17 protein-coding genes are annotated in these 19,230 nt (G+C 68.2%); 5 read left to right on the top strand and 12 right to left on the bottom strand.

The genetic code is table 11. The features are described 5' to 3' along the window. Positions 1-75: 75 nt before the first annotated feature. From ACE3TE_RS04790 to dnaA, 12 genes are all read right to left on the bottom strand, one after another. On the bottom strand, positions 76-507 hold the full coding sequence (locus ACE3TE_RS04790; RefSeq protein WP_374602684.1) for an ExbD/TolR family protein: 432 nt from the start codon (positions 505-507) through the stop codon (positions 76-78). Between the two features lie 12 nt (positions 508-519). Continuing rightward, positions 520-933 (bottom strand): ExbD/TolR family protein, encoded by a 414-nt coding sequence (locus tag ACE3TE_RS04785; protein ID WP_374602682.1) that lies wholly within the window; start codon positions 931-933, stop codon positions 520-522. Positions 934-961: 28 nt separating this feature from the next. Continuing rightward, on the bottom strand, positions 962-1,744 hold the full coding sequence (locus ACE3TE_RS04780; RefSeq protein WP_374602680.1) for a MotA/TolQ/ExbB proton channel family protein: 783 nt from the start codon (positions 1,742-1,744) through the stop codon (positions 962-964). Between the two features lie 52 nt (positions 1,745-1,796). Continuing rightward, positions 1,797-2,459 (bottom strand): energy transducer TonB, encoded by a 663-nt coding sequence (locus ACE3TE_RS04775; RefSeq protein WP_374602678.1) that lies wholly within the window; start codon positions 2,457-2,459, stop codon positions 1,797-1,799. A gap of 110 nt (positions 2,460-2,569) precedes the next feature. After that, positions 2,570-3,850, bottom strand: coding sequence for a tetratricopeptide repeat protein (locus tag ACE3TE_RS04770; protein WP_374602676.1), 1,281 nt, complete (start codon positions 3,848-3,850; stop codon positions 2,570-2,572). A gap of 191 nt (positions 3,851-4,041) precedes the next feature. Further along, a complete protein-coding gene (locus ACE3TE_RS04765) occupies positions 4,042-5,013 on the bottom strand; it encodes an alpha-L-glutamate ligase-like protein (RefSeq protein WP_374602674.1) in 972 nt (323 codons plus the stop codon). Positions 5,014-5,016: 3 nt separating this feature from the next. Then, positions 5,017-6,615, bottom strand: a complete 1,599-nt coding sequence (locus ACE3TE_RS04760; RefSeq protein ID WP_374602673.1) for a UUP1 family membrane protein — start codon at positions 6,613-6,615, stop codon at positions 5,017-5,019. A 75-nt stretch (positions 6,616-6,690) separates the two neighbouring features. Then, positions 6,691-7,509, bottom strand: coding sequence for a lysostaphin resistance A-like protein (locus ACE3TE_RS04755; RefSeq protein WP_374602672.1), 819 nt, complete (start codon positions 7,507-7,509; stop codon positions 6,691-6,693). Next, positions 7,487-9,940 (bottom strand): DNA topoisomerase (ATP-hydrolyzing) subunit B, encoded by a 2,454-nt coding sequence (gyrB, locus tag ACE3TE_RS04750; protein ID WP_374602671.1) that lies wholly within the window; start codon positions 9,938-9,940, stop codon positions 7,487-7,489. Before gyrB ends, ACE3TE_RS04755 begins: the two co-directional genes overlap by 23 nt. A gap of 259 nt (positions 9,941-10,199) precedes the next feature. Then, positions 10,200-11,282, bottom strand: coding sequence for a DNA replication/repair protein RecF (gene recF, locus ACE3TE_RS04745; protein ID WP_374602669.1), 1,083 nt, complete (start codon positions 11,280-11,282; stop codon positions 10,200-10,202). Between the two features lie 103 nt (positions 11,283-11,385). After that, positions 11,386-12,486 (bottom strand): DNA polymerase III subunit beta, encoded by a 1,101-nt coding sequence (dnaN, locus tag ACE3TE_RS04740; protein ID WP_374602668.1) that lies wholly within the window; start codon positions 12,484-12,486, stop codon positions 11,386-11,388. Between the two features lie 233 nt (positions 12,487-12,719). After that, positions 12,720-14,057 (bottom strand): chromosomal replication initiator protein DnaA, encoded by a 1,338-nt coding sequence (gene dnaA, locus ACE3TE_RS04735; protein ID WP_374602666.1) that lies wholly within the window; start codon positions 14,055-14,057, stop codon positions 12,720-12,722. Between the two features lie 174 nt (positions 14,058-14,231). Between dnaA and rpmH the strand changes: the two genes are divergently transcribed. The 5 genes from rpmH to ACE3TE_RS04710 all read left to right on the top strand — a co-directional run bounded on the left by rpmH (position 14,232) and on the right by ACE3TE_RS04710 (position 19,191). Further along, positions 14,232-14,372 (top strand): 50S ribosomal protein L34, encoded by a 141-nt coding sequence (gene rpmH / locus ACE3TE_RS04730; protein ID WP_026817103.1) that lies wholly within the window; start codon positions 14,232-14,234, stop codon positions 14,370-14,372. 39 nt (positions 14,373-14,411) lie between these two features. Next, positions 14,412-14,849 carry a ribonuclease P protein component gene (gene rnpA, locus ACE3TE_RS04725; RefSeq protein ID WP_374602664.1) on the top strand — a complete coding sequence of 146 codons (438 nt, stop codon included), beginning with the start codon at positions 14,412-14,414 and terminating at the stop codon, positions 14,847-14,849. A 53-nt stretch (positions 14,850-14,902) separates the two neighbouring features. Then, positions 14,903-16,639 carry a membrane protein insertase YidC gene (yidC, locus tag ACE3TE_RS04720; RefSeq protein WP_374602662.1) on the top strand — a complete coding sequence of 579 codons (1,737 nt, stop codon included), beginning with the start codon at positions 14,903-14,905 and terminating at the stop codon, positions 16,637-16,639. Positions 16,640-16,702: 63 nt separating this feature from the next. Further along, positions 16,703-18,037 (top strand): tRNA uridine-5-carboxymethylaminomethyl(34) synthesis GTPase MnmE, encoded by a 1,335-nt coding sequence (mnmE, locus tag ACE3TE_RS04715; RefSeq protein ID WP_374602660.1) that lies wholly within the window; start codon positions 16,703-16,705, stop codon positions 18,035-18,037. 131 nt (positions 18,038-18,168) lie between these two features. Continuing rightward, entirely contained in the window at positions 18,169-19,191 is a 1,023-nt protein-coding gene (locus tag ACE3TE_RS04710) for an energy transducer TonB (protein ID WP_374602659.1), read from the top strand. Positions 19,192-19,230 lie beyond the last annotated feature (39 nt).

The raw sequence follows: 19,230 nt of genomic DNA, 5'->3' as shown, positions 1-19,230 counted from the left end.
CTTCCCCGGTCCGCCGGCGAGCAAAAAAAACGCCGCCCGGAGGCGGCGTTGCTGCAGGGTGCGGGAAGCGCGGCCTCAGTCGGCGCCGGGTTCCACGAAAGCGATCTTTGCCATCCCGGCGTTCTTGGTGCGCGAAAGCACCTTCGCCAGGGTTTCGTACTGGGCTTCCATGTCCGTCTGGATCTCGACGGTCGGCTGGCGGGTCACGTCGGAACCTGCGCGCTCGGCCTCGACCTCGAGGGCCGCCTGGAGCGAGGACAGCGGGATCGGCGTGTCGTTCCAGGTCACCGTGCCACCCGCCTCGATGCGCAGGCGGATCGGCTCGGGCGGATCCTTCGGCGGCGGCGGCGGGGTGGACGTGCGCTGCGGCAGGTCGACCTGGATCTGGTAGGACAGGGCGGGGGCCGTCACCATGAAGATGATCAGCAGCACCAGCATCACGTCCACCAGGGGCGTGACGTTGATGTCGGCCATCGGGCCCGCGCCGGTATTGGAGGCAAATGCCATGGTCTGTCGTCCTCAGCGCTCGGGGGTGGAAACGAAGCCCACCTTGCGGATGCCCGCATTGCGGACGTCGGTCACCACTTCGTGGATGACCGAGTACTTGGTGATGTTGTCGGAGCGGATGTCGACCTGCGGCTGCGGGGTCTTCTGGGCCAGCACGGCGAGGCGGGCGTCAAGCATGTCCTGCGTGACCGCCTCGTCGTTCCAGTAGACCTTGCCGTCCGCCGTCACCGCGAGGGTGATCGGCGGCTGCTCGATTTCCGGCTTCTTGTCCAGGGTGGCCTGGGGCAGTTCCACCTTCACCTTGTGGGACATCAGCGGGGCCGTGATCATGAAGATGATCAGCAGCACCAGCATCACGTCCACCAGGGGCGTGACGTTGATGTCGGCCATCGGGCCGCCACCACCGGAGTTGGATGAAAAAGCCATGCCTGCGACTCCTGGTTAGACGTTCGACTTAGCGCTTGGCCGGGACTTCGCCGACGCGCGAGCCGGTGGCGAAGAAGTCGTGCAGGTCATGCGCGAAGGTGTCGAACTTGGCGTAGGTGTTGCGGTTCGCGCGGTTGAAGGCGTTGTAGGCCAGCACCGCCGGGATCGCAACGAACAGACCGATGGCGGTCATGATCAGCGCCTCGCCGACCGGGCCCGCGACCGCGTCGATCGACGCCTGGCCGGTGGCACCGATGCGGATCAGGGCGCCGTAGATGCCCCACACCGTACCGAGCAGACCCACGAACGGGGCGGTCGCACCGACGGTGGCCAGCCAGGTCATGCCGTTCTCGAGCTTGGCGCTCTCGCGGGTGACGGCCTGGCGCAGCGCGCGGTCGATGAACTCCGAGCGGTTCAGGGCGTCGACCAGGCGGCTGCCTTCGTGGCGCTGGTGGTGGGCCGCGGCCTGGGCGCAGTCAAGGGCGATCTTGGAGAACGGCTCGTTGGCCGGCTGTTCTTCCATGAAGCGGATCGCGTCCTGGGCGTTCGGGGTTTCCCAGAACGTACGCACGACGGTGTCGGCGCGCTTGGAGATGACGGCGTTCTTGATGGCGTTGACGATGGTGTACCACCAGGAACCGAACGACATCACGACCAGCATGATGAAGACGACCCACTGCACGAAGAACTCGGCGGGGTCCCGCATCAGCTCCGCCATCATGTGGGAGAAGCCCATCTTGGACAGGGCGGAGGCGTTGTCGGCGGCGCCGCCAGCGGCGGTTGCGACCGTGAGGAGGATTTCCTGCAGCATAAGGAGTGCCTTTCTTTAAGTGGTTTGACCGTTTACGTGGGTATTGCTGGCGTTACCGCGGAGGCGTGAACTTGACCGGGACAAGCACCGCGCCACCGACCTTCTGGCCGTTGCGCAGTCCCGGGTTGAACTTCCACCGACGCGCGGCATCCATGGCCGAGCGGTCGAGGTTGCGATTGCGGCTGGAGCGCTCGATGGCGACATCAAGCACGTTGCCGGCGGCGTCGATGGTGACGCGCAGGATCACGGTGCCGCCAACGCCGTCGCGGGCTTCCTTGGCCGGGTAGCGCGGCTGGTAGAGCGAGCGACCCGAGATGTCCTCGGACGGCGCGTAGTCGGCAGGCGGGGCCGGCGGCGCGGGCGGAGCCGGCGGCGGGGCCTCGATGTCGATCGGGCTCGGGTCGTCGAACACCACCGGCGGCTCTTCCGGCGGCGGCGGGATCGGCGTCGGCTTCGGCTGCTGGATGATCTTCTGGACCACCTTGGGCGGCTCCGGCGGCGGCGGCGGCGGCGGCGGGGGCGGCGGCGGCGGTTCGATGAAGGACACCACCGTCGCCTCTTCCGCGGCCTTCTTGACCTCGGGAGGATTGACCGGCGCCATCATGAACATGAACGCGACCGCATGCAGCGCGATAGCAAACGCGTTGCCGCCAATGCGTGCCCAGCTCAATCCCTGGGGAGGGGTGTCGTACCTGTTGTAGTTCTTGTCCGTCATGCGTTCGGCGGCTCGAGCTCTTCGTTCGGTCGGCGTCAGGGGCCGTGGCCCGCCGGGACACCGGCGGGAACTTGTTAGCTTATACCACGGGGAATCGGTTTACCAACCGTTCAACGGGAAATCTGGGCCAGGGCCTTCTGGGCCTGGTCGCGGGTCGCCGGATCCTTGGCGGCCTCCGCGTAAGCCTGACGGGCCGCCGCGAAATTGTCCATGTAGTACTCGGAGCGCGCGATCACCATCCAGGCCTCGCCGGGCTTGGCCAGGCCCTTGTCCAGGGCCGAACGGGCCGCCGCCTTGGCTTCGGCGTTGCGGTCCTCGTTGGTCAGGATCTGCGACAGGGCCAGGAAGGAATCACCCTTGCTGTCCAGCGGGCCGGCCTTGGAATAGGCCGCGATGGCGGCATCGATCTGTTCGCTGAAGTACAGCGACTGCGCCAGGAAGGTGTAGGTGCGGGCGTCGGCGGGCAGCACGCCCTTGTCCAGGCCTTCCTGGATGACCTTGGCGGCCTCGGCCTCCTTGCCATCCATGTTGAGGTAGGTGGCGTAGAGGTTTTCGTAGTCGCGCTGCTCGGTGAGCATGCCCTTGGCACGGGCGCTGTCGAGCAGGGCCGCGGCCTTGTCGGAGGCGCCGGTCTGGGCGTAGAGAGAGGCGAGGTTGAGCAGGGCGCGCTTGTCGTCCGGGTTCTTGGCCTGCAGCTGCTCGGCCAGCACCACGGCCTCGCCTTCGCGGCCGAGCTCGTTGTACGAGGCCATCAGGATCTGCTGCCAGTTGTTCTCGGCATTGCCGTCGTTGAGCGCGATCGCCTTCTGCACGGCCTCGATGGTCTGCTCGAACTGGCCCGCGTTGTAATGCACGCCGGCCTTGAGGCCGAACACCTGCGGGTCCTTGGACTGGGTCTCGGCGATCAGGCGGTCGAGCAGGGCGATGGACTTGTCGGCCATGTCTTCCTGGGCATAGACCGAAGCCAGGGTGTGCATGGTCGCGAAGTGGTTGTTGTTGGGCAGCGCGTTTTCCTCGAGGGCACGCTCGAGGTAGGGAATGGCGCGGGCGTAATCGTCGATGCCCAGCGCGGCGTTGCCGGCGATCATCAGCGCGACGCCGCGGTCGTAGGGCTTGGCGCGGTCGTTGGCCAGCAGCTTCTCGGCGATCGCGATCGCGCCTTCCATGTCCTCGCCCTCGTTGTAGAGCTCGAACATCTTGTTGATGTCCTTGGCGAGGCGCGGGGTGTTGGTGGCCTTCGGGGATTCGCGGGTCGCGTCCGGATAGGCTTCCTCGACCTTGTCCTTGTCGCGGTCGCGACTGCGCTGGGCGTGCGCGTCACCCACGGAAAGGGTCGCCGCGATGACGGCGGCCGCCAGGACCTTGAGCTTGAGGGCGTGGGCAAACTTCATCTGGGAACTCCTTCGCCGCAGCGGTGTGCCGCGACTGGTGGCCGGTAAGGGTAACGGGGAATGGAGCAATCACTCAAGCGGTGGGCTGTCCGGTTTCACCGTCCGCCCCCGTATAGACTTCCCCTTTGGGACCAAGCATGCCCGCGCTTTTTGACGATGGGCTTAAAACATCGTTAAACGCCGCGTGACGTTCAGCCGGTGGTCGGAAAGTTCGCGATGGCGAAAACGACCCGTTCGGCCGGATCCTTCGAGAGCTCACCGCGGTCGCGCAGGGCCTCGACCTTGCGCAGGCGCGACTCCAGGCCGTTGCCGTTGGCCATCTGGATCGCCAGCCCGGGCCGGGCGTTGAGCTCCAGGATCAGCGGCCCGCGGTCGCGGTCGAGCACGAAGTCGACGCCCACGTAACCCAGGCCGGACAGTTCGTAGCAGCGCGAGGCCATTTCCAGCAGCTGGCGCCAGTGCGGAATCGTGAGTCCGACAATGCTGTGTTCCGTATCCGGGTGTTCGCGGATGATCTCGGTGCCCCAGACGCCACGCTTGGTCTTCCCGGTCGGCAGGTCGATGCCGACGCCGATCGCGCCCTGGTGCAGGTTCGCCTTGCCGTCCGAGAGCCGCGTCGGCAGCCGGATCATCGCCATCACCGGGTAACCCAGGAACACGATGATGCGCACGTCCGGCACGCCCTTGTAGCTGACGTTGTCGAAGACCGGGTCGAACTGCACGCAGTACTCGACGATCAGGTGGTCGGGCTGGCCACCGAGCGAGAACAGGCCGGACAGACCGTTCGAGAGGTGGTGCTCGAATTCCTCGCGGGTCATCAGGCTGCCGCTGGCGCGCCGGTACTTGTCGCCGCGACGGCCGCTGATCACCAGGATGCCGTCGCCGCCCGAACCATGCGCCGGCTTGACCACGAAGCTGTCGCGACCCTCGAGCTTCTTGTGCAGTTCCGCGATCTCGTGTTCTTCGCGAACCACGGCGTAGAGGTCGGGCACCGGCAGCCCGGCCTTGATCGCCAGCTTCTTGGTCAGCAGCTTGTCGTCCACGCGCGGGTAGAACTTGCGCGGGTTGTGCATCAGCACGTAGTGCGCGTTGCGCTGGCCGATGCCGACCAGGCCGATTTCACGCAGCCGCCTGGCGACCTTGAAGGGGTTGAAGAAAGCCATGGCTCAGGCCTTGGTTTCCGGTTCGGGTTCTGCCGGCGGCGGCGCGATCGGGTCCGGGTCGCGGGCCAGGGCGCGGAAGCGCAGCAGTTCGTTGAGCCGGTAGCCCGAATAGCGGCCAAGCAGCAGGGCCAGCGCGAACAGCACCAGCAGCACTTCCGGATAGACGAAGACCAGGTGCTCGAGCGGGCGCCAGCTCATCACCACGTAGGCGAGGGCGGCGACGACCAGGGTGCCGATGCCTTCGCGGATGGCGGTCCCGGCGCCGCGTTCGTCCCAGGCCACGGACATGCGTTCGATGGTCATGGCCATGATGACCATCGGGAACAGCGCGACGCTCAGGCCCACTTCCAGTCCCAGGCGGTTCGACAGCACGCTGACGGCGGCCATCAGCAGCACCACCAGGATCAGGATGGCGGTCAGGCGCGGCACCAGCAGCAGGCGCAGGCGCTCGAGGTAGAAACGCACCAGCAGGCCGAAGCCCACCACGACCACGAACAGCGAGATGCCGGCCACGAGGGCGGTTTCACGGAAGGCCAGCGCGATCAGCACCGGCATGAAGGTGCCGTAGGTCTTCACGCCGACCAGGTTGCGCAGCAACAGCATGATGAAGGCGCCGATCGGCACCATCAGCAGGATGCGGTAGGTTTCCTGCGCCTGCAGCGGCAGGCTCAGCAGAGAATAGCGCACCAGGTTGGCGTCGCGTACTTCCAGCCGGCGTTCGGCGGTGGCCATCGCGTCGGCCAGGTTGGCCTTGACGGTGAAGGCCAGCATCGAGGGCGGGTCGCCGTCGATGGTGAGCAGGGGCTTGCCGGTGGCGTTCCACAGGAACAGGTCGGCGGGGCGGCCTTCGGCGGTGGTGCGCGGGTCGAGCATGGTCCAGGTCAGGCCGTCGTGCACCAGCAGCCAGGACTGCATGCGGGCCTCGACGCCCGGATCGATGCCCTCGCCCGAGGGCGCAAGCTTGAGGCCGTGCACCACGCGCGCGGGGATGTTGCGCACCGCCAGCAGCTGCACGACGAAGTTGGTCCGGGCGCTGTCGTCGTCACCGTGCAGTTCGCGGAGCAGCGCGACTTCCTCGCTGGGCTCGGATTCGTTGAGCCGGCGCAGCAGTTCACGGGCGTAGGTGACGGTGTTGGACGAACGTTCGCGCACCTGGTCGAGCAGCGTATTCGCGGCGGTGGCGTAGGGCTCCTCGAACTCCGGCTGCGGCGCGAGCTCGGGGTCGAAGTCGAGTTCGACCGTGGCGCCCTCGTCGGCGCGCACGACGGTGGCGCGGTAGTACAGGTCCTGCTCGCCGACGGCGCGGCGGATGGCCCACTGCACCTCGCGGCCGCCGTCGGCGGTTTCACCCAGGTTGGTGTAATTGCGCGCGACGAAACGTTCGTCGATCAGCGTGAAGCCGGGCGTGGTCTCGGGAAGCTGCAGCGTGACGGTGTTCGCGGCCTTGCGGGGCTGGTACTCGACGTGCGCCTGCAGCGTCCAGACCTGCACCTGGGCGTCGGGCTGCAGCGGGAATTCCAGCACCTTCCACTTGTAGTAGATCGCCGCGGACGCGGCGACGATGATGGCCAGGGCCAGCAGGTAGAGGTGTCGCTTGCTCATAGGGTTCCCGGTTGGATTCCTGCACGGCGCCGTGCCCCTGCGGCCGTGCGGCGGGCCAGTGTAACCCCGGGTCCGCTAAGTCGAGAATGCCGCGATCGCCATGGCGGTGGCGTTGCAGGCGGCGTGGGCGGCGAAGGCGGCCCACAAGCGCCCGGTGCGGACGTAAACCAGGCCAAAGCCCATGCCCATGGCCAGGTAAACGGCGAGGATGCCGAACCAGGCCGCCAGGCTGCGGTCGGCGCCCTGCCCGACTTCATGCAGCAGGGCGAACAGGGCGGAGGTTGCGACCAGTCCGGCCAGCACGCGGCCCGCCAGGGCGAATCGGCGCAGCAGCACGTGGCGGAAAAGCAGCTCTTCGGCGAACGGGCCGACGATGACGACCAGCACCCAGGTCAGCCAGGGCCACTGCCGCGCCAGGGCCTCGATGGGCTCGGCGTTGCTGGGCGTCAGCGGCGCATCGAGGAAGCCTAGGCCGGCGTCGATGGCCAGCACCAGCAGCTGGATGCCGACGCCGGCAAGCAGCGACCAGGCCAGCGCCGGCCCCAGCGGCGAGCGCGGAAGCTCGCCCACCATGTTGCGGCCGCGCAGCATCCAGGTGGCCAGGGCGGCCAGCAGCATGGACACGATGGCGGCGACGGTGATCTGGGGCAGCATCGCCTGCAGCACTTCGTCCGACGGCCTGCCCGGACTGGCAAAGGTTTCGACCAGGACCAGCGGAGTGATCAGCAGGATCGAAACGACCATCAGCAGCACGACGGCCAGCGCTGCGTCGATCGTGAAACCCAGCCAGGGTCGCGGCGGCGGCGCGTTCTTCGTCGCGGCGGGCGGCAGGGGCGGATTGTCGGACGCGCCGCCGGCCGGCGGCGTGTCCTCAGACGTCGAGGTTGGCGACACGCAGCGCGTTGTCTTCGATGAATTCGCGGCGCGGCTCAACCACGTCGCCCATCAGCGTGGAGAAGATTTCGTCGGCGGCGACGGCGTCCTCGATGCGCACCTTCAGCAGGCGGCGCGTTTCCGGGTTGACGGTGGTTTCCCAGAGCTGCTCCGGATTCATTTCACCCAGGCCCTTGAAGCGCTGGATCATGCGGCCCTTCTTGGCTTCCTCGAGCAGCCATTCCTGCACCTGCACGAAGCGCGTGACCGGCTGCGTGCGATTGCCGCGCGTGATGCTGGCGCCCGGCTGCAGCAGGCCATCGAGCGCGGTGGCGACTTCGGTGAGCAGGCGCAGTTCGCCGCCCAGCAGCTGGCTGGCGGGCAGCGTCTGCGTGGATGCAAGACCGTGGTGCTGCTTGGAGACGACGAGCGCGGCGGGCGCGTTTTCCTCGACGTTCCCGGGTTGCACCGTGATCGTGTAGCGCGCACGACCCAGGCCGGTGGCGTTGAGGCGTTTTTCAAGCTCGGTGGTCCAGCCATCGAGCGCACCCGGCGTGGCGAAACCGTCGGCCGTCAGCGGCGGCATTTCCAGCATGGCTTCGAGCACCGGCGTATCGACGCGGTGCGCAAAACGCGCCAGCGAATCCCGCGCGGCGGTGAAGTCGAGCAGCAGTTTTTCCAGCGCCGCGCCGGACACCGGCGGCGCACCGTCGGCCGGTCGCAGTTCGGCGCCTTCGACGGCGTTGTTGGCGAGGTAGGCGTTGAGCGCCGCGTCGTCCTTGAGATAAAGCTCGTTCTTGCCCTGCTTGAGCTTGTACAGCGGCGGCAGGCCGATATACACGTGGCCGCGCTCGATCAGCTCCGGCATCTGCCGGTAGAAGAAGGTCAGCAGCAGCGTGCGGATGTGCGAGCCGTCGACGTCGGCGTCGGTCATGATGATGATGCGGTGGTAGCGCAGCTTGTCCGGGTTGTACTCGTCCTTGCCGATGCCGGTGCCGAGCGCGGTGATCAGCGTGCCGACTTCGGCGGACGCGAGCATGCGGTCGAAACGCGCACGTTCCACGTTGAGGATCTTGCCGCGCAGCGGCAGCACCGCCTGGTGCTTGCGGTTGCGGCCCTGCTTGGCCGAGCCACCGGCCGAGTCACCCTCGACGATGAAGAGTTCGGACAGCGCCGGATCCTTCTCCTGGCAGTCGGCCAGCTTGCCGGGCAGGCCGGCGATGTCGAGCGCACCCTTGCGACGGGTGAGGTCGCGGGCCTTTCGCGCCGCTTCGCGCGCACGCGCGGCGTCAACGATCTTGCCGGCGATGGCCTTGGCTTCGTTCGGGCGCTCCTGCAGGAATTCCTCGAGCTTCTGGCCGATCACCGATTCAACCGCCGGGCGCACCTCGGAGCTGACCAGCTTTTCCTTGGTCTGCGAGCTGAAGCTCGGGTCGGGCACCTTCACCGACAGCACGGCGATCATGCCTTCGCGCATGTCGTCGCCGCTCATCGCGACCTTGGCCTGCTTGGCGATGCCGTTCTGTTCGATGTAATTGCTCAGCGTGCGCGTGAGCGCCGCGCGGAAACCCTGCAGGTGGGTGCCGCCATCCTTCTGCGGGATGTTGTTGGTGAAGCAGAACATCGTTTCCTGGTAGCTGTCGGTCCACTGCACGGCGATGTCGACGACGATGCCGTCCTTTTCGCCCGAAGCAGAGATAACTGTTTGATGCAGCGGGGTTTTTAGGGCCGCCAGGTGTTCCACGAAGCTGCGGATGCCGCCTTCGTATTCGAAAACGTCGTGTTTGCCTTCGCCGCGCTCGTCGACCAGCTCGATGCGCACGCCGGAGTTGAGGAAGCTCAGCTCGCGCAGGCGCTTGGCCAGGATGTCGTAGTGGAATTCGACGTCGGTGAAGATTTCGGCGCTGGGCAGGAAGCGCAGCTGGGTGCCCTTCTTGTTGCCCGACGGGCCCACTTCCTTCAGCGGATACAGCGGCTCACCGAGCCCGTACTCCTGCTGGTAGTGCTGGCCGTCGCGCCAGATGTCGAGCCACAGGCTGGACGAAAGCGCATTGACCACCGAGACGCCAACGCCGTGCAGGCCGCCGGAGACCTTGTAGCTGTTGTCGTCGAACTTACCGCCGGCGTGCAGCACGGTCATGATGACCTCGGCCGCGGACACGCCCTCTTCCTTGTGGATGTCGACCGGGATGCCGCGGCCGTTGTCCGACACCGAGCAGGAGCCGTCGGCGTGCAAGGTGACCAGGACCGCGTCGCAGTGGCCGGCCAGCGCTTCGTCGATGGCGTTGTCGACGACTTCGAACACCATGTGGTGCAGGCCGGTGCCATCGTGCACATCGCCGATGTACATGCCTGGCCGCTTGCGGACCGCTTCGAGGCCGCGCAGCACGGTGATCTTGCTGGAGTCGTAGTTGTTGTTGGCGGGAGTCGGCGGAGTCGGGGTGTCGGTCATCGGAGGCGTGTACTCGGGTCCACGGCGGCCCGCCGGCGCCCGCGGGGGGCGGCACAGCGCGCCTATAAATAAGGTGTCCGAGTATAGCGCGTGGCGGCTTCACATGGCACAGGCGGGCGCCTCGCGGCGGAGCGCTCCCGGGGAGCGGGTCGGGCCGATCTCGCCGCCAGTCCCGCGCCAGGCCGGTTTTGCCGGAAATGCCCACCGTGGGAGGGACTTCAGTCCCGATACTTCCCGGCCGCGGACCCGGACCGCCCCGCTACACCTGCCGCAACTGCCCGCGTTCCACGTGGAACCTCGCCAACGGCGCCAGCGGCCCGGTCAGGATCCCGGGCGCCTCGGTCGCCGTCAGGATGACCTGGGCCCCGGAGTCCAGTACCGCTGACAGCGCGTGCCGAAGGTGGGTCTGGTCCAGCTCGGAGGCCAGGTCGTCCAGGCAGACCAGGGGCCACTCCCCGCGGTCGGCGGCAAAAGCCCGGGCCTGGGCCAGGATGCAGGCCAGGGCCGTGAGCTTTTCCTGACCCCGCGACAGGGCTTCTTTCCCGGGCAAGGCGGGGTAATCGACGCGCCAGTCCGCCCGGTGGGGGCCGACATTGGTGTAGCCGAGCGCAAGGTCCCGGTCACGAGCCAGCAGCAGCGCATCGGCCAGCGGGTGGTCGGTCTGCCGCCAGCCCGGCAGGAAGGAGAGGCCCGCCTGCCCCAGCTCCGGCAGGAACTCAGCCGCCGTCGCGGCAAGCACCGGTTCGAGGCGGGCAAGGTAGTCGGCGCGGAGCCGGCTCAGCTGTTGGCCGGAATCGACCAGCTCCTGGTCCCAGGGATCCAGGGCACTGGCCGGCGGCCCCCGCTTGAGCAGGGCATTGCGCTGCTTCAGGGCCCGGGCATAGCGCCGCCAGGCCGGAAGGAAGCTCGGTTCCACGTGGAACAGGGCCCAATCCAGGAACCGGCGGCGATGTTCGGCGCCGCCCGCAATCAGTTCGTGGCTGCCCGGCTCAAAGCTGACGATCGCCAGCTCGGCACACAGCTCGGTGAGGCTTGGTGCCGTCGCGCCGTCGAGGCGGGCCTCCCAGTCACTGCCGCTGTGGCGAAGCCCGGCCCGGCGGGAGCGGCCCTGGCCATCGACCCATTCGGCATAGACCGACAGGGCGGGCTGGCCGCTGCGAACCAGGCCGTCGCGCACGCGCCCGCGGAAGGACCGGCCGTAGCCCAGCAGGTGGATGGCCTCGACCAGGCTGGTCTTGCCGGCGCCGTTGCCACCCGTGACCAGGTTCAGTCCGGCGGCCGGCTCGAAGCGGACGTCGGCCAGGCAGCGCAGGTTCTGGACGTCGAGCCGGGTCAGGCGCATGTGGGAGTGGGGCGTTGAAGGACTGCCGCGCGGATCGCCGGAGCCCGGAAACGACACCGCCCGGCACGGGCCGGGCGGCGGTCACAAGCGGCGAAACCTCGGGTCACAGCCGCAGCGGCATCACCACGTGGCGGCTGCGCTCGTGGCTGGCCTCGCGAACCAGGGCCGAGGAATTGGCATCCCGTAGGTTCAGGATGACCGTGTCCTCGCGCAGGGCGCTCAGGGCGTCCAGCAAGTAGGTCACGTTGAAGCCGATGCCCAGGCCGTCGACCTTGGTTTCGGCCTCGATTTCTTCCTGGGCCTCTTCCTGTTCCGGGTTGTGCGCCACGATCCGCACCTGGCCCGGGCTGATTTCCAGCTTCACGCCGCGGTACTTCTCGTTGGACAGGATCGCCGCACGCTGCAGGGCAGCGCGCAGGCCTTCGCGGTCGAGCTTCACTTCCTTGTCGGCGCCGATCGGGATGACCGCGTCGTAGTCGGGGAAGCGGCCTTCGATGAGCTTCGAGGTGAAAGTGACGTCCTCGCGGCGCATGCGCAGGTGGTTGCGACCGACTTCCAGCTCGACCTCGCGGTCGCCGCCTTCCAGCAGGCGCTGCAGCTCCAGCACACCCTTGCGCGGCACGATGATCTGCTTGCGGGTCTGGGCGCCGGCCGGCAGGGGGGCTTCGCACAGGGCCAGGCGGTGACCGTCGGTGGCGACGCAGCGCAGGCTGTCCTCGCGCAGGTCCAGCAGCAGGCCATTGAGGTAATAACGCACGTCCTGCTGGGCCATCGCGAACGCGGTCCGTTCGATCAGCTCCTTGAGCGCGGCCTCCGGAACCCGGATGCGATCGACCAGGTCGAGATCCTCGACGGCCGGGAAATCATTGGCCGACAGCGTGGCCAGGGTGAAGCGGCTGCGACCCGCCTGCACGGTGACTTTCTCGCCCGACTGGCTGAGGGTCACCTTGCTGCCGTCGGGGAGCGCCCGGACGATTTCAAAAAGCTTGCGCGCCGGGATCGTGGTTTCACCCGGCTGGGCGTCGTCGACGTCGGTGCGGGCGACCATCTCGACTTCGAGGTCGGTACCGGTCATCGACAGTTTGTCGCCCTCGACCGTCACCAGCAGGTTGGCCAGCACCGGCAGGGTCTGCCGCCGCTCGACCACGTTCACGACCTGCTGAAGGGGTTTGAGCAGAACTTCTCGCGTCAGGCTGAAACGCATGCGATTCCCCAAGCTCCAATGAGTGGATAAATCAAAAACTGGTGGTGGTAGTGTCGCGAAAATCGCGGGATAACACAGCCAACCTTTTGTTTTTAAACGAAAAACAGCAACCCTAAGCCTGTGTGTGGAAGCCCCGGGTCCCTGTGGAAACCTGTGGATGGATTTCCGCCCCTGGAATTGCCCCCAACTTGTCCACAGCCCGTCCGGGGATGAGTTCCACGGCCGGATCCACGTTACTCGCTGAGCTTGCGCAGCAGCTTTTCCCAGTCCTCGCGCATCTTGCCGTCGATCTCGCGCAGTTCGCGGATCACCTTGCAGGCGTGCATCACGGTGGTGTGGTCGCGGCCACCGAAGGCATCGCCGATTTCCGGCAGGCTGTGCTCGGTCAGTTCCTTGCTAAGCGCCATCGCCATCTGCCGCGGGCGCGCCAGGGAGCGCGTCCGCCGCTTCGACAACAGGTCCGCCATGCGCAGCTGGTAGTAGTCTGCCACGGTCTTCTGGATGTTGCTTATGGACACCGCCTGCTGCTGGGCCCGCAGCAGGTCGCGCAGGGTTTCCTGGGCGAATTCCACGGTGATCGGCCGGGCCATGAAGTTGGACCGGGCCGCCAGGGTGTTCAGGGCGCCCTCGAGGTCACGCACGTTCGAGCGCATGCGCTTGGCGATCAGGTAGGCGACGTCCTCGGGCAGCTTCACCGACCGCTCGGCGGCCTTGGCGGTGAGGATCGCGGCCCGGGTTTCGAAATCGGGCGGTTCGATGGCGACGCTCAGGCCCCAGGTGAGGCGTGTCTTGAGCCGGGTCTCGAGGTTTTCCACTTCGCGCGGGTAGCGATCGCAGGTCAGGATGATCTGCTGCTTGCCGTCGAAAAGCGCGTTGAAGGTGTGGAAGAACTCTTCCTGGGTGGTGTTCTTGCCGGCGAAGAACTGGATGTCGTCGATCAGCAGCGCGTCCACCTGCTGGAACTGGCGCTTGAACTGGTCCATCGACTTCTCCTGCAGCGACTTCATCATCGCGCTGAAGAACTGCTCCGATCGCAGGTACAGCACCCGCATGCCCGGGTTGTTGCGACGCATGAAGTTGCCGGCCGCGTACATCAGGTGGGTCTTGCCCAGGCCCGAGCCCCCGTACAGCAGCAGCGGGTTGTAGGCCTTGCCCGGGTTCTGGGCCACCTGCAGCGCCGCGGCCCGGCCGAGCTGGTTGCTGCGGCCCTCGACGAAGTTTTCAAAGGTGTAGTGCGAGTCGAGGTTGCCGGTGAATTCCGCACCGCCGGCGGCGCGCGGCCGCCCGGGCGTGGCCTGGGCGGCGCTGGCGGCCGGGCTGGCCGCGGCCCGCTGCATCGAGCCCACGGCCAGGGCGACGGCGGCGGGGGCCCCGGCGAAATGCGCCACCAGTTCGCGGATCCGGGCCAGGTAGTGCTCGCGCACCTGGTCGACCACGAATTCATTGGGGGCGTAGAGGGTCAGGCCGTCGGCGTGGGTTTCCACCTGCAGCGGCCGAAGCCAGGTGTGGACCTCTTCGGCGGGCAGTTCGGCTTCCAGTCGTTCCAGGCAGCGGGGCCAGGCAGCATCCATGTTCAAGCGAAATTCCGGGCGACAGCACCGCGGGGGCGCTGTGGATAAGTGTTCGGGGTCGTGCAGTCTAGCGCCGCGCCGGCTGGTCCGCCATGCAAACCGCTGTTGACTACGGCCCGGGGAAACCGCTATAGTCCGCGGTCTTTTCCGCCCAAAAACCAACCGGGGTGCCCCATGGCCACCAAGCGCACGTACCAGCCCAGCAACCTCAAGCGCAAGCGCGACCACGGTTTCCGTGCCCGCATGAAGACTGCCGACGGTCGCAAGATCCTCGCCCGTCGTCGTGCCAAGGGTCGGGCCCGCCTCGCGGTCTGACGCGCCGCCGCCGGCTTTCCGGCGGCCGCCTGACGGGCTGTGAATAATCTTCCGCCCGTCCCGCCGAGCGACTTCCCGCCCAACGCGCGCCTGCGCGTATCCGCCCAGTACCAGGCGGTGTTCAAGGCAGGTCGCCGGCTCTCCAGCCCACAGCTGAGGTTGTTTGCCCACGTCCGGGCCGAGGCCACCGAGCCACGGCTCGGCGTTGCCGTGTCCAGGAAAGTGGACAAGCGCGCCGTCGGCCGCAACCGCATCAAGCGCATCGCCCGCGACGTCTTCCGTCGCGAACGCCATCGGCTGCCCGCCGGCGACTACGTTCTGATCGCCCAGCCCGGTGCGTCCGCGCTGGACAACCCGGGGCTGCGCGAACAGTGGCTGCAGCTGCTGGAAAGGGCGCGGTCGTTGAAGCCCACCGCCCCTGCCGGCACAATGCCAGCCTCCCCGGACGCGCGCGAGCGCCCCGCCACCGACTCCTGACCGAGACTTCCCGCCGGCCCCGTGGCCTTCCGCCCGGCGCCTGCAGCCTGCCCATGAACCAGACCCGTACCTTCCTGCTGATCGCCTGGCTTGCCGTCGCCTTCCTCCTGTTCCTGGAATGGAACAAGGGTCCGGTGCAAGCCAACCCCGCCGAGTCGGCCCCTGCCACCGCACTGCCCGAACCGACGGCGGCGCTGCCCGGGGATGGCGCGGTGCCGGATGCGGCGGCGGTGCCCGCCACGGCCGTGCTTCCGGCCGCTCCCGACGCCGGCGGCGTGCCGGCGGCCACCGGTCCGGCGGCGGCCAGCCCCGGCCTGCTGCGCGTTCGTACCGACGTGCTGGACATCCGCGTCGACCTGCGCGGCGGCAACCTGGTCGGCGCCGAGCTGCTGCAGTACCCGGTGGACAAGGACGAACCCGCGCGCAAGGTGCGCCTGTTCGACAACGACGCCGCGCGTTTCTCGGTCGCGCAGTCCGGCCTGGTCGCCACGGCCGGCAACGCCCCCAACCATGAGGCCGTGTTCCGCCCGGAAGGCGGTCGCACCGACTTCCAGCTCGCCGACGGCCAGGACCGCCTCGAAGTCCCGCTGCTGTGGACCGATCCGGCCACCGGCCTGACCGTGCGCAAGACCTGGGTGTTCGAACGCGGCGCCTACGACATCACCCTGCGCGAAGAAGTCCGCAACGACGGCACCGCCGCCTGGCGCGGCTACGGCTACCAGCAGCTGCAGCGCATCCCGCCCGTGGGCCAGTCCAAGGGTTGGGCGCTGACCAATCCCGAGGCCTACAGCTTCACCGGCGGCGCCTGGTACAGCCCGGCCGAGAAGTTCGAGAAGCGCAAGTACGACGATTTCGCCGAGGACGGCCCGCTCAACCTCGACGTCACCGGCGGCTGGATCGCGCTGCTGCAGCACCACTTCCTGGTGGCCTGGGTGCCGGCCAAGGCCGAACCGCAGCGTTTCTCGCTGGCGACCCTCGGCGAGGGCCAGCCGCGTTACCTGGTGCGCAGCGTCGGCGCGCCCTTCGAAGTCGCGCCGGGCACGGCCACCACGCGTGAAGCCACGCTGTGGGTCGGCCCGAAGCTGCAGGAGCAGATGGCCGACGTCGCACCGGGCCTGAAGCTGACGCTCGACTACGGCATCTTCACCTTCCTCGCCCAGCCGATGTTCGACTACGTGCTCGAACCCCTGCACGACCTGACCGGCAACTGGGGCTGGGCGATCATCCTGACGGTGCTGATCATCAAGCTGGTGCTGTACCCGCTGTCGGCCAAGCAGTACCAGAGCTTCGCCAAGATGCGCGCGATCCAGCCGCGCATCGAGTCGCTGAAGGAACGTTACGGCGACGACAAGCAGAAGTTCCAGATGGCGATGATGGAGCTCTACAAGAAAGAGAAGATCAATCCGATCGGCGGCTGCCTGCCGATCCTGGTGACGATCCCGGTGTTCATTGCGCTTTACTGGATGCTGCTCGAGTCGGTGGAAATGCGCCAGGCGCCGTGGATCGGCTGGATCCAGAACCTGACCGCGCCGGACCCCTACTTCATCCTGCCGGCGATCAACCTGGTGGTGCTGTACCTCACCCAGAAGATGACGCCGACCCCGGGCATGGACCCGATGCAGAAGAAGATGATGACGGCCATGCCGCTCATCTTCGGCGTGATGATGGCCTTCTTCCCGTCGGGCCTGGTGCTCTACTGGTGCACCAACGGCATCCTGGGCCTGGCCCAGCAGTGGGTGATCACCAAGCGCCACGGCACCAAGCCCGCCACGGCGACCGTGAGCAAATAAGAGCGGTTTCTGCCACGGATGAACACGGACAGACACTGTTCATCCGTGGCTAAATCGCTCCAAATGACAAGCCAGCGCGAGACGATTGCAGCGATTGCGACGGCGGCCGGTGCTGCCGGCGTCGGGATCGTGCGCCTGAGCGGCCCGGGCTGCCGGGCCATCGGCGCGACGCTGCTGGGTCGGCCGCCGGAGCCCCGGCATGCGCACTACCTGCGTTTCAGCGACGGCGACGGCGAGGTCATCGACGATGGCCTGATGCTGTTTTTCCCGGGCCCGCAGTCGTACACCGGCGAAGACGTGCTGGAACTGCAGGGCCATGGCAGCCCGCTGCTGCTGGCCCGACTGCTGCGCCGCTGCCTGGGCCTCGGGGCCCGCCACGCGCGGCCGGGTGAGTTCACCGAACGCGCTTTCCTCGAGGGCCGGCTGGACCTCGCCCAGGCCGAAGCCGTCGCCGACCTGGTCAGCGCCGGCAGCGAAGCCGCGCTGCGCGCCGCCCGGCGCTCGCTGGACGGCGAGTTCTCGCGCCGCGTTGATGCCGTGGTCGAAGCCCTGGTCGCCCTGCGCGTGTGGATCGAAGCGGCGCTGGACTTCCCGGAAGAGGAAGTCGATTTCCTCGCGGCGCCGGAGCTGCAGGAGCGCCTGCGCGGCGTGGCCGGCGACCTCGACCGCCTGCGCGCCGACGCCGGCCGCGGCAAGCGCCTGCTCGACGGCCTGCACGTGGTCATCGCCGGTGCCCCCAATGCCGGCAAGTCGTCCCTGCTCAACGCGCTGGCCGGCGAGGACCGCGCCATCGTCACCGACGTCGCCGGCACCACGCGAGACCTGCTGCGCGAGCGCATCCTCGTCGACGGCATCGAACTGACCCTGGTCGACACCGCCGGCCTGCGCGAGGCCCCCGACCAGGTCGAACGCGAAGGCATCCGGCGCGCACGCGCCGAACTCGAGCGCGCCGACCTGGTGCTTGCCGTGCTCGACGACCAGGCGCCATCCGGGCCCCGCCTGGACCTGCCGCCCGGCGTGCCGGTGCTCTGGCTGCACAACAAGGCCGACCTCAGCGGCCGCCCGGTGCATGCCGAACGCCACGACGACGGGGAACACCTGTGGCTGTCGGCCCGCACCGGCGAAGGTCTCGAGGCCCTGCGGGCAAGGCTGCGCGACGCGGCCGGGCAGGGCGAGGGCAGCGACGGGGCCTTCAGCGCCCGCGCCCGCCACCTGGAAGCCATGGATCGCGCCGCGGTTTTCCTGGCCCAAGGCGCCCGGCAGCTGCACCATGGCGCCGGCGAACTCGCGGCGGAGGAGCTGCGCCGGGCCCAGGACGCTCTCGGCGAAATCACCGGCACCATCGACGCCGACGCCCTGCTTGGCCGGATCTTCGCGGACTTCTGCATCGGCAAGTAGGCGCCCGTCGGCCCCCTGGCCGGGCGATTCCGTGACGCGGATCGCAGCCCGAAACGATTTCGCCTTGACAAACCGGCCAAACTCTTATGTGCTGAACGTCATGGTTTGTTAACTTTTCAGGGGAAAACCTAATGACCGCGTCCACGCCCGCCTCCTCCCGCGCCCTGCGCTGGGGCATCGCCCTGGCCCTTGGCCTGAGCCTCGCCGCCTGCTCCAAGGACGAGGCCGAACCGGACGCGGCGGGGGATGCGCCGACCGCGGCCCAGCCCGCCGGCCCCACCGCTGAAGAAGTGGCTGCCCAGGAGGCCCAGCAGGCCGCCGAGGCCGCCCTGGCCTCCCTGAGCGTCGACGAACTGCGCAGCCGCGGATCCCAGGCCCTGCGCGAACAGCGCCTGTACGCCCCGGCCGGCGACAACGCCATGGAGTACTACCTGACCCTGCGCGAGAAGAGCGACAAGCCGGACGCCTCGGCCGAAAGCGCCCTCATCGACCTGATGCCCTACGCCATCATCGCCGCCGAGCAGGCCATCGGCCGCGAGGATTTCGTCGAAGCCGAGCGCCTGCGCGCCCTGATCGAGCGCACCGACGCCCAGACCCCGGCCCTGCCGCGCATCAAGGACTCCATCGCCAAGGGCCGCGCCGGTGTGGTCGAACGCGCCGAGCAGGAAGCCGAGCGCGAAGCCCAGCGCGAACGTGACGCCGAGCTGGCCGCCCAGCGCGCTGCCGACGAAGCGGCCGCCGCCGCCGCCGCTGCCGCAGCGGCCGCTGCCCAGCCGCAGCCGGCGCAGCCCGCCACGCCGGCGCCGAGCCAGCCGGTCCAGCCGGCCACCCCGGCCCCGACCCAGCCGGCAACGCCGACCCCCGCCCCGGCCGCGCAGCCGGCCCAGCCGACCCGCGCCAGCGCCAGCAACCCGGTGGCGGTGCGCGCCCCGCAGCCGTCCTACCCGCGCGCGGCTTACCGCAGCGGCGTCTCGGGCGAAGTCACGGTGGAGATCTCCATCGCCGCCAGCGGCGAGGTCACCAACGTCAGCATCGTGCGTTCGCAGCCGCGTGGCACCTTCGACCGTGAAGTGCAGAGCACCGTGCGCGACTGGCGCTTCGAGCCGATGGACGGCCCGGCCACGATCACCCGCACCTTCACCTTCCGCCCGTAAGTTCCGCGGAAGCTGGAAACGAAAAGGCCCGGCAATGCC

Source organism: Arenimonas sp. (assembly GCF_041919775.1).
Taxonomy (GTDB): Bacteria; Pseudomonadota; Gammaproteobacteria; order Xanthomonadales; family Xanthomonadaceae; genus Arenimonas.
The sequence above is the reverse complement of the archived record's forward strand: the minus strand, read 5'-3'. Positions and strand labels throughout refer to the sequence as shown.

Coding starts and splice junctions, on each gene's coding strand:
- ACE3TE_RS04790 (WP_374602684.1), bottom strand. CDS start 507: ATGGCATTTGCCTCCAATACCGGCGCGGGCCCGATGGCCGACATCAAC.
- ACE3TE_RS04785 (WP_374602682.1), bottom strand. CDS start 933: ATGGCTTTTTCATCCAACTCCGGTGGTGGCGGCCCGATGGCCGACATC.
- ACE3TE_RS04780 (WP_374602680.1), bottom strand. CDS start 1,744: ATGCTGCAGGAAATCCTCCTCACGGTCGCAACCGCCGCTGGCGGCGCC.
- ACE3TE_RS04775 (WP_374602678.1), bottom strand. CDS start 2,459: ATGACGGACAAGAACTACAACAGGTACGACACCCCTCCCCAGGGATTG.
- ACE3TE_RS04770 (WP_374602676.1), bottom strand. CDS start 3,850: ATGAAGTTTGCCCACGCCCTCAAGCTCAAGGTCCTGGCGGCCGCCGTC.
- ACE3TE_RS04765 (WP_374602674.1), bottom strand. CDS start 5,013: ATGGCTTTCTTCAACCCCTTCAAGGTCGCCAGGCGGCTGCGTGAAATC.
- ACE3TE_RS04760 (WP_374602673.1), bottom strand. CDS start 6,615: ATGAGCAAGCGACACCTCTACCTGCTGGCCCTGGCCATCATCGTCGCC.
- gyrB (WP_374602671.1), bottom strand. CDS start 9,940: ATGACCGACACCCCGACTCCGCCGACTCCCGCCAACAACAACTACGAC.
- recF (WP_374602669.1), bottom strand. CDS start 11,282: ATGCGCCTGACCCGGCTCGACGTCCAGAACCTGCGCTGCCTGGCCGAC.
- dnaN (WP_374602668.1), bottom strand. CDS start 12,486: ATGCGTTTCAGCCTGACGCGAGAAGTTCTGCTCAAACCCCTTCAGCAG.
- dnaA (WP_374602666.1), bottom strand. CDS start 14,057: ATGGATGCTGCCTGGCCCCGCTGCCTGGAACGACTGGAAGCCGAACTG.
- rpmH (WP_026817103.1), top strand. CDS start 14,232: ATGGCCACCAAGCGCACGTACCAGCCCAGCAACCTCAAGCGCAAGCGC.
- yidC (WP_374602662.1), top strand. CDS start 14,903: ATGAACCAGACCCGTACCTTCCTGCTGATCGCCTGGCTTGCCGTCGCC.
- mnmE (WP_374602660.1), top strand. CDS start 16,703: ATGACAAGCCAGCGCGAGACGATTGCAGCGATTGCGACGGCGGCCGGT.
- ACE3TE_RS04710 (WP_374602659.1), top strand. CDS start 18,169: ATGACCGCGTCCACGCCCGCCTCCTCCCGCGCCCTGCGCTGGGGCATC.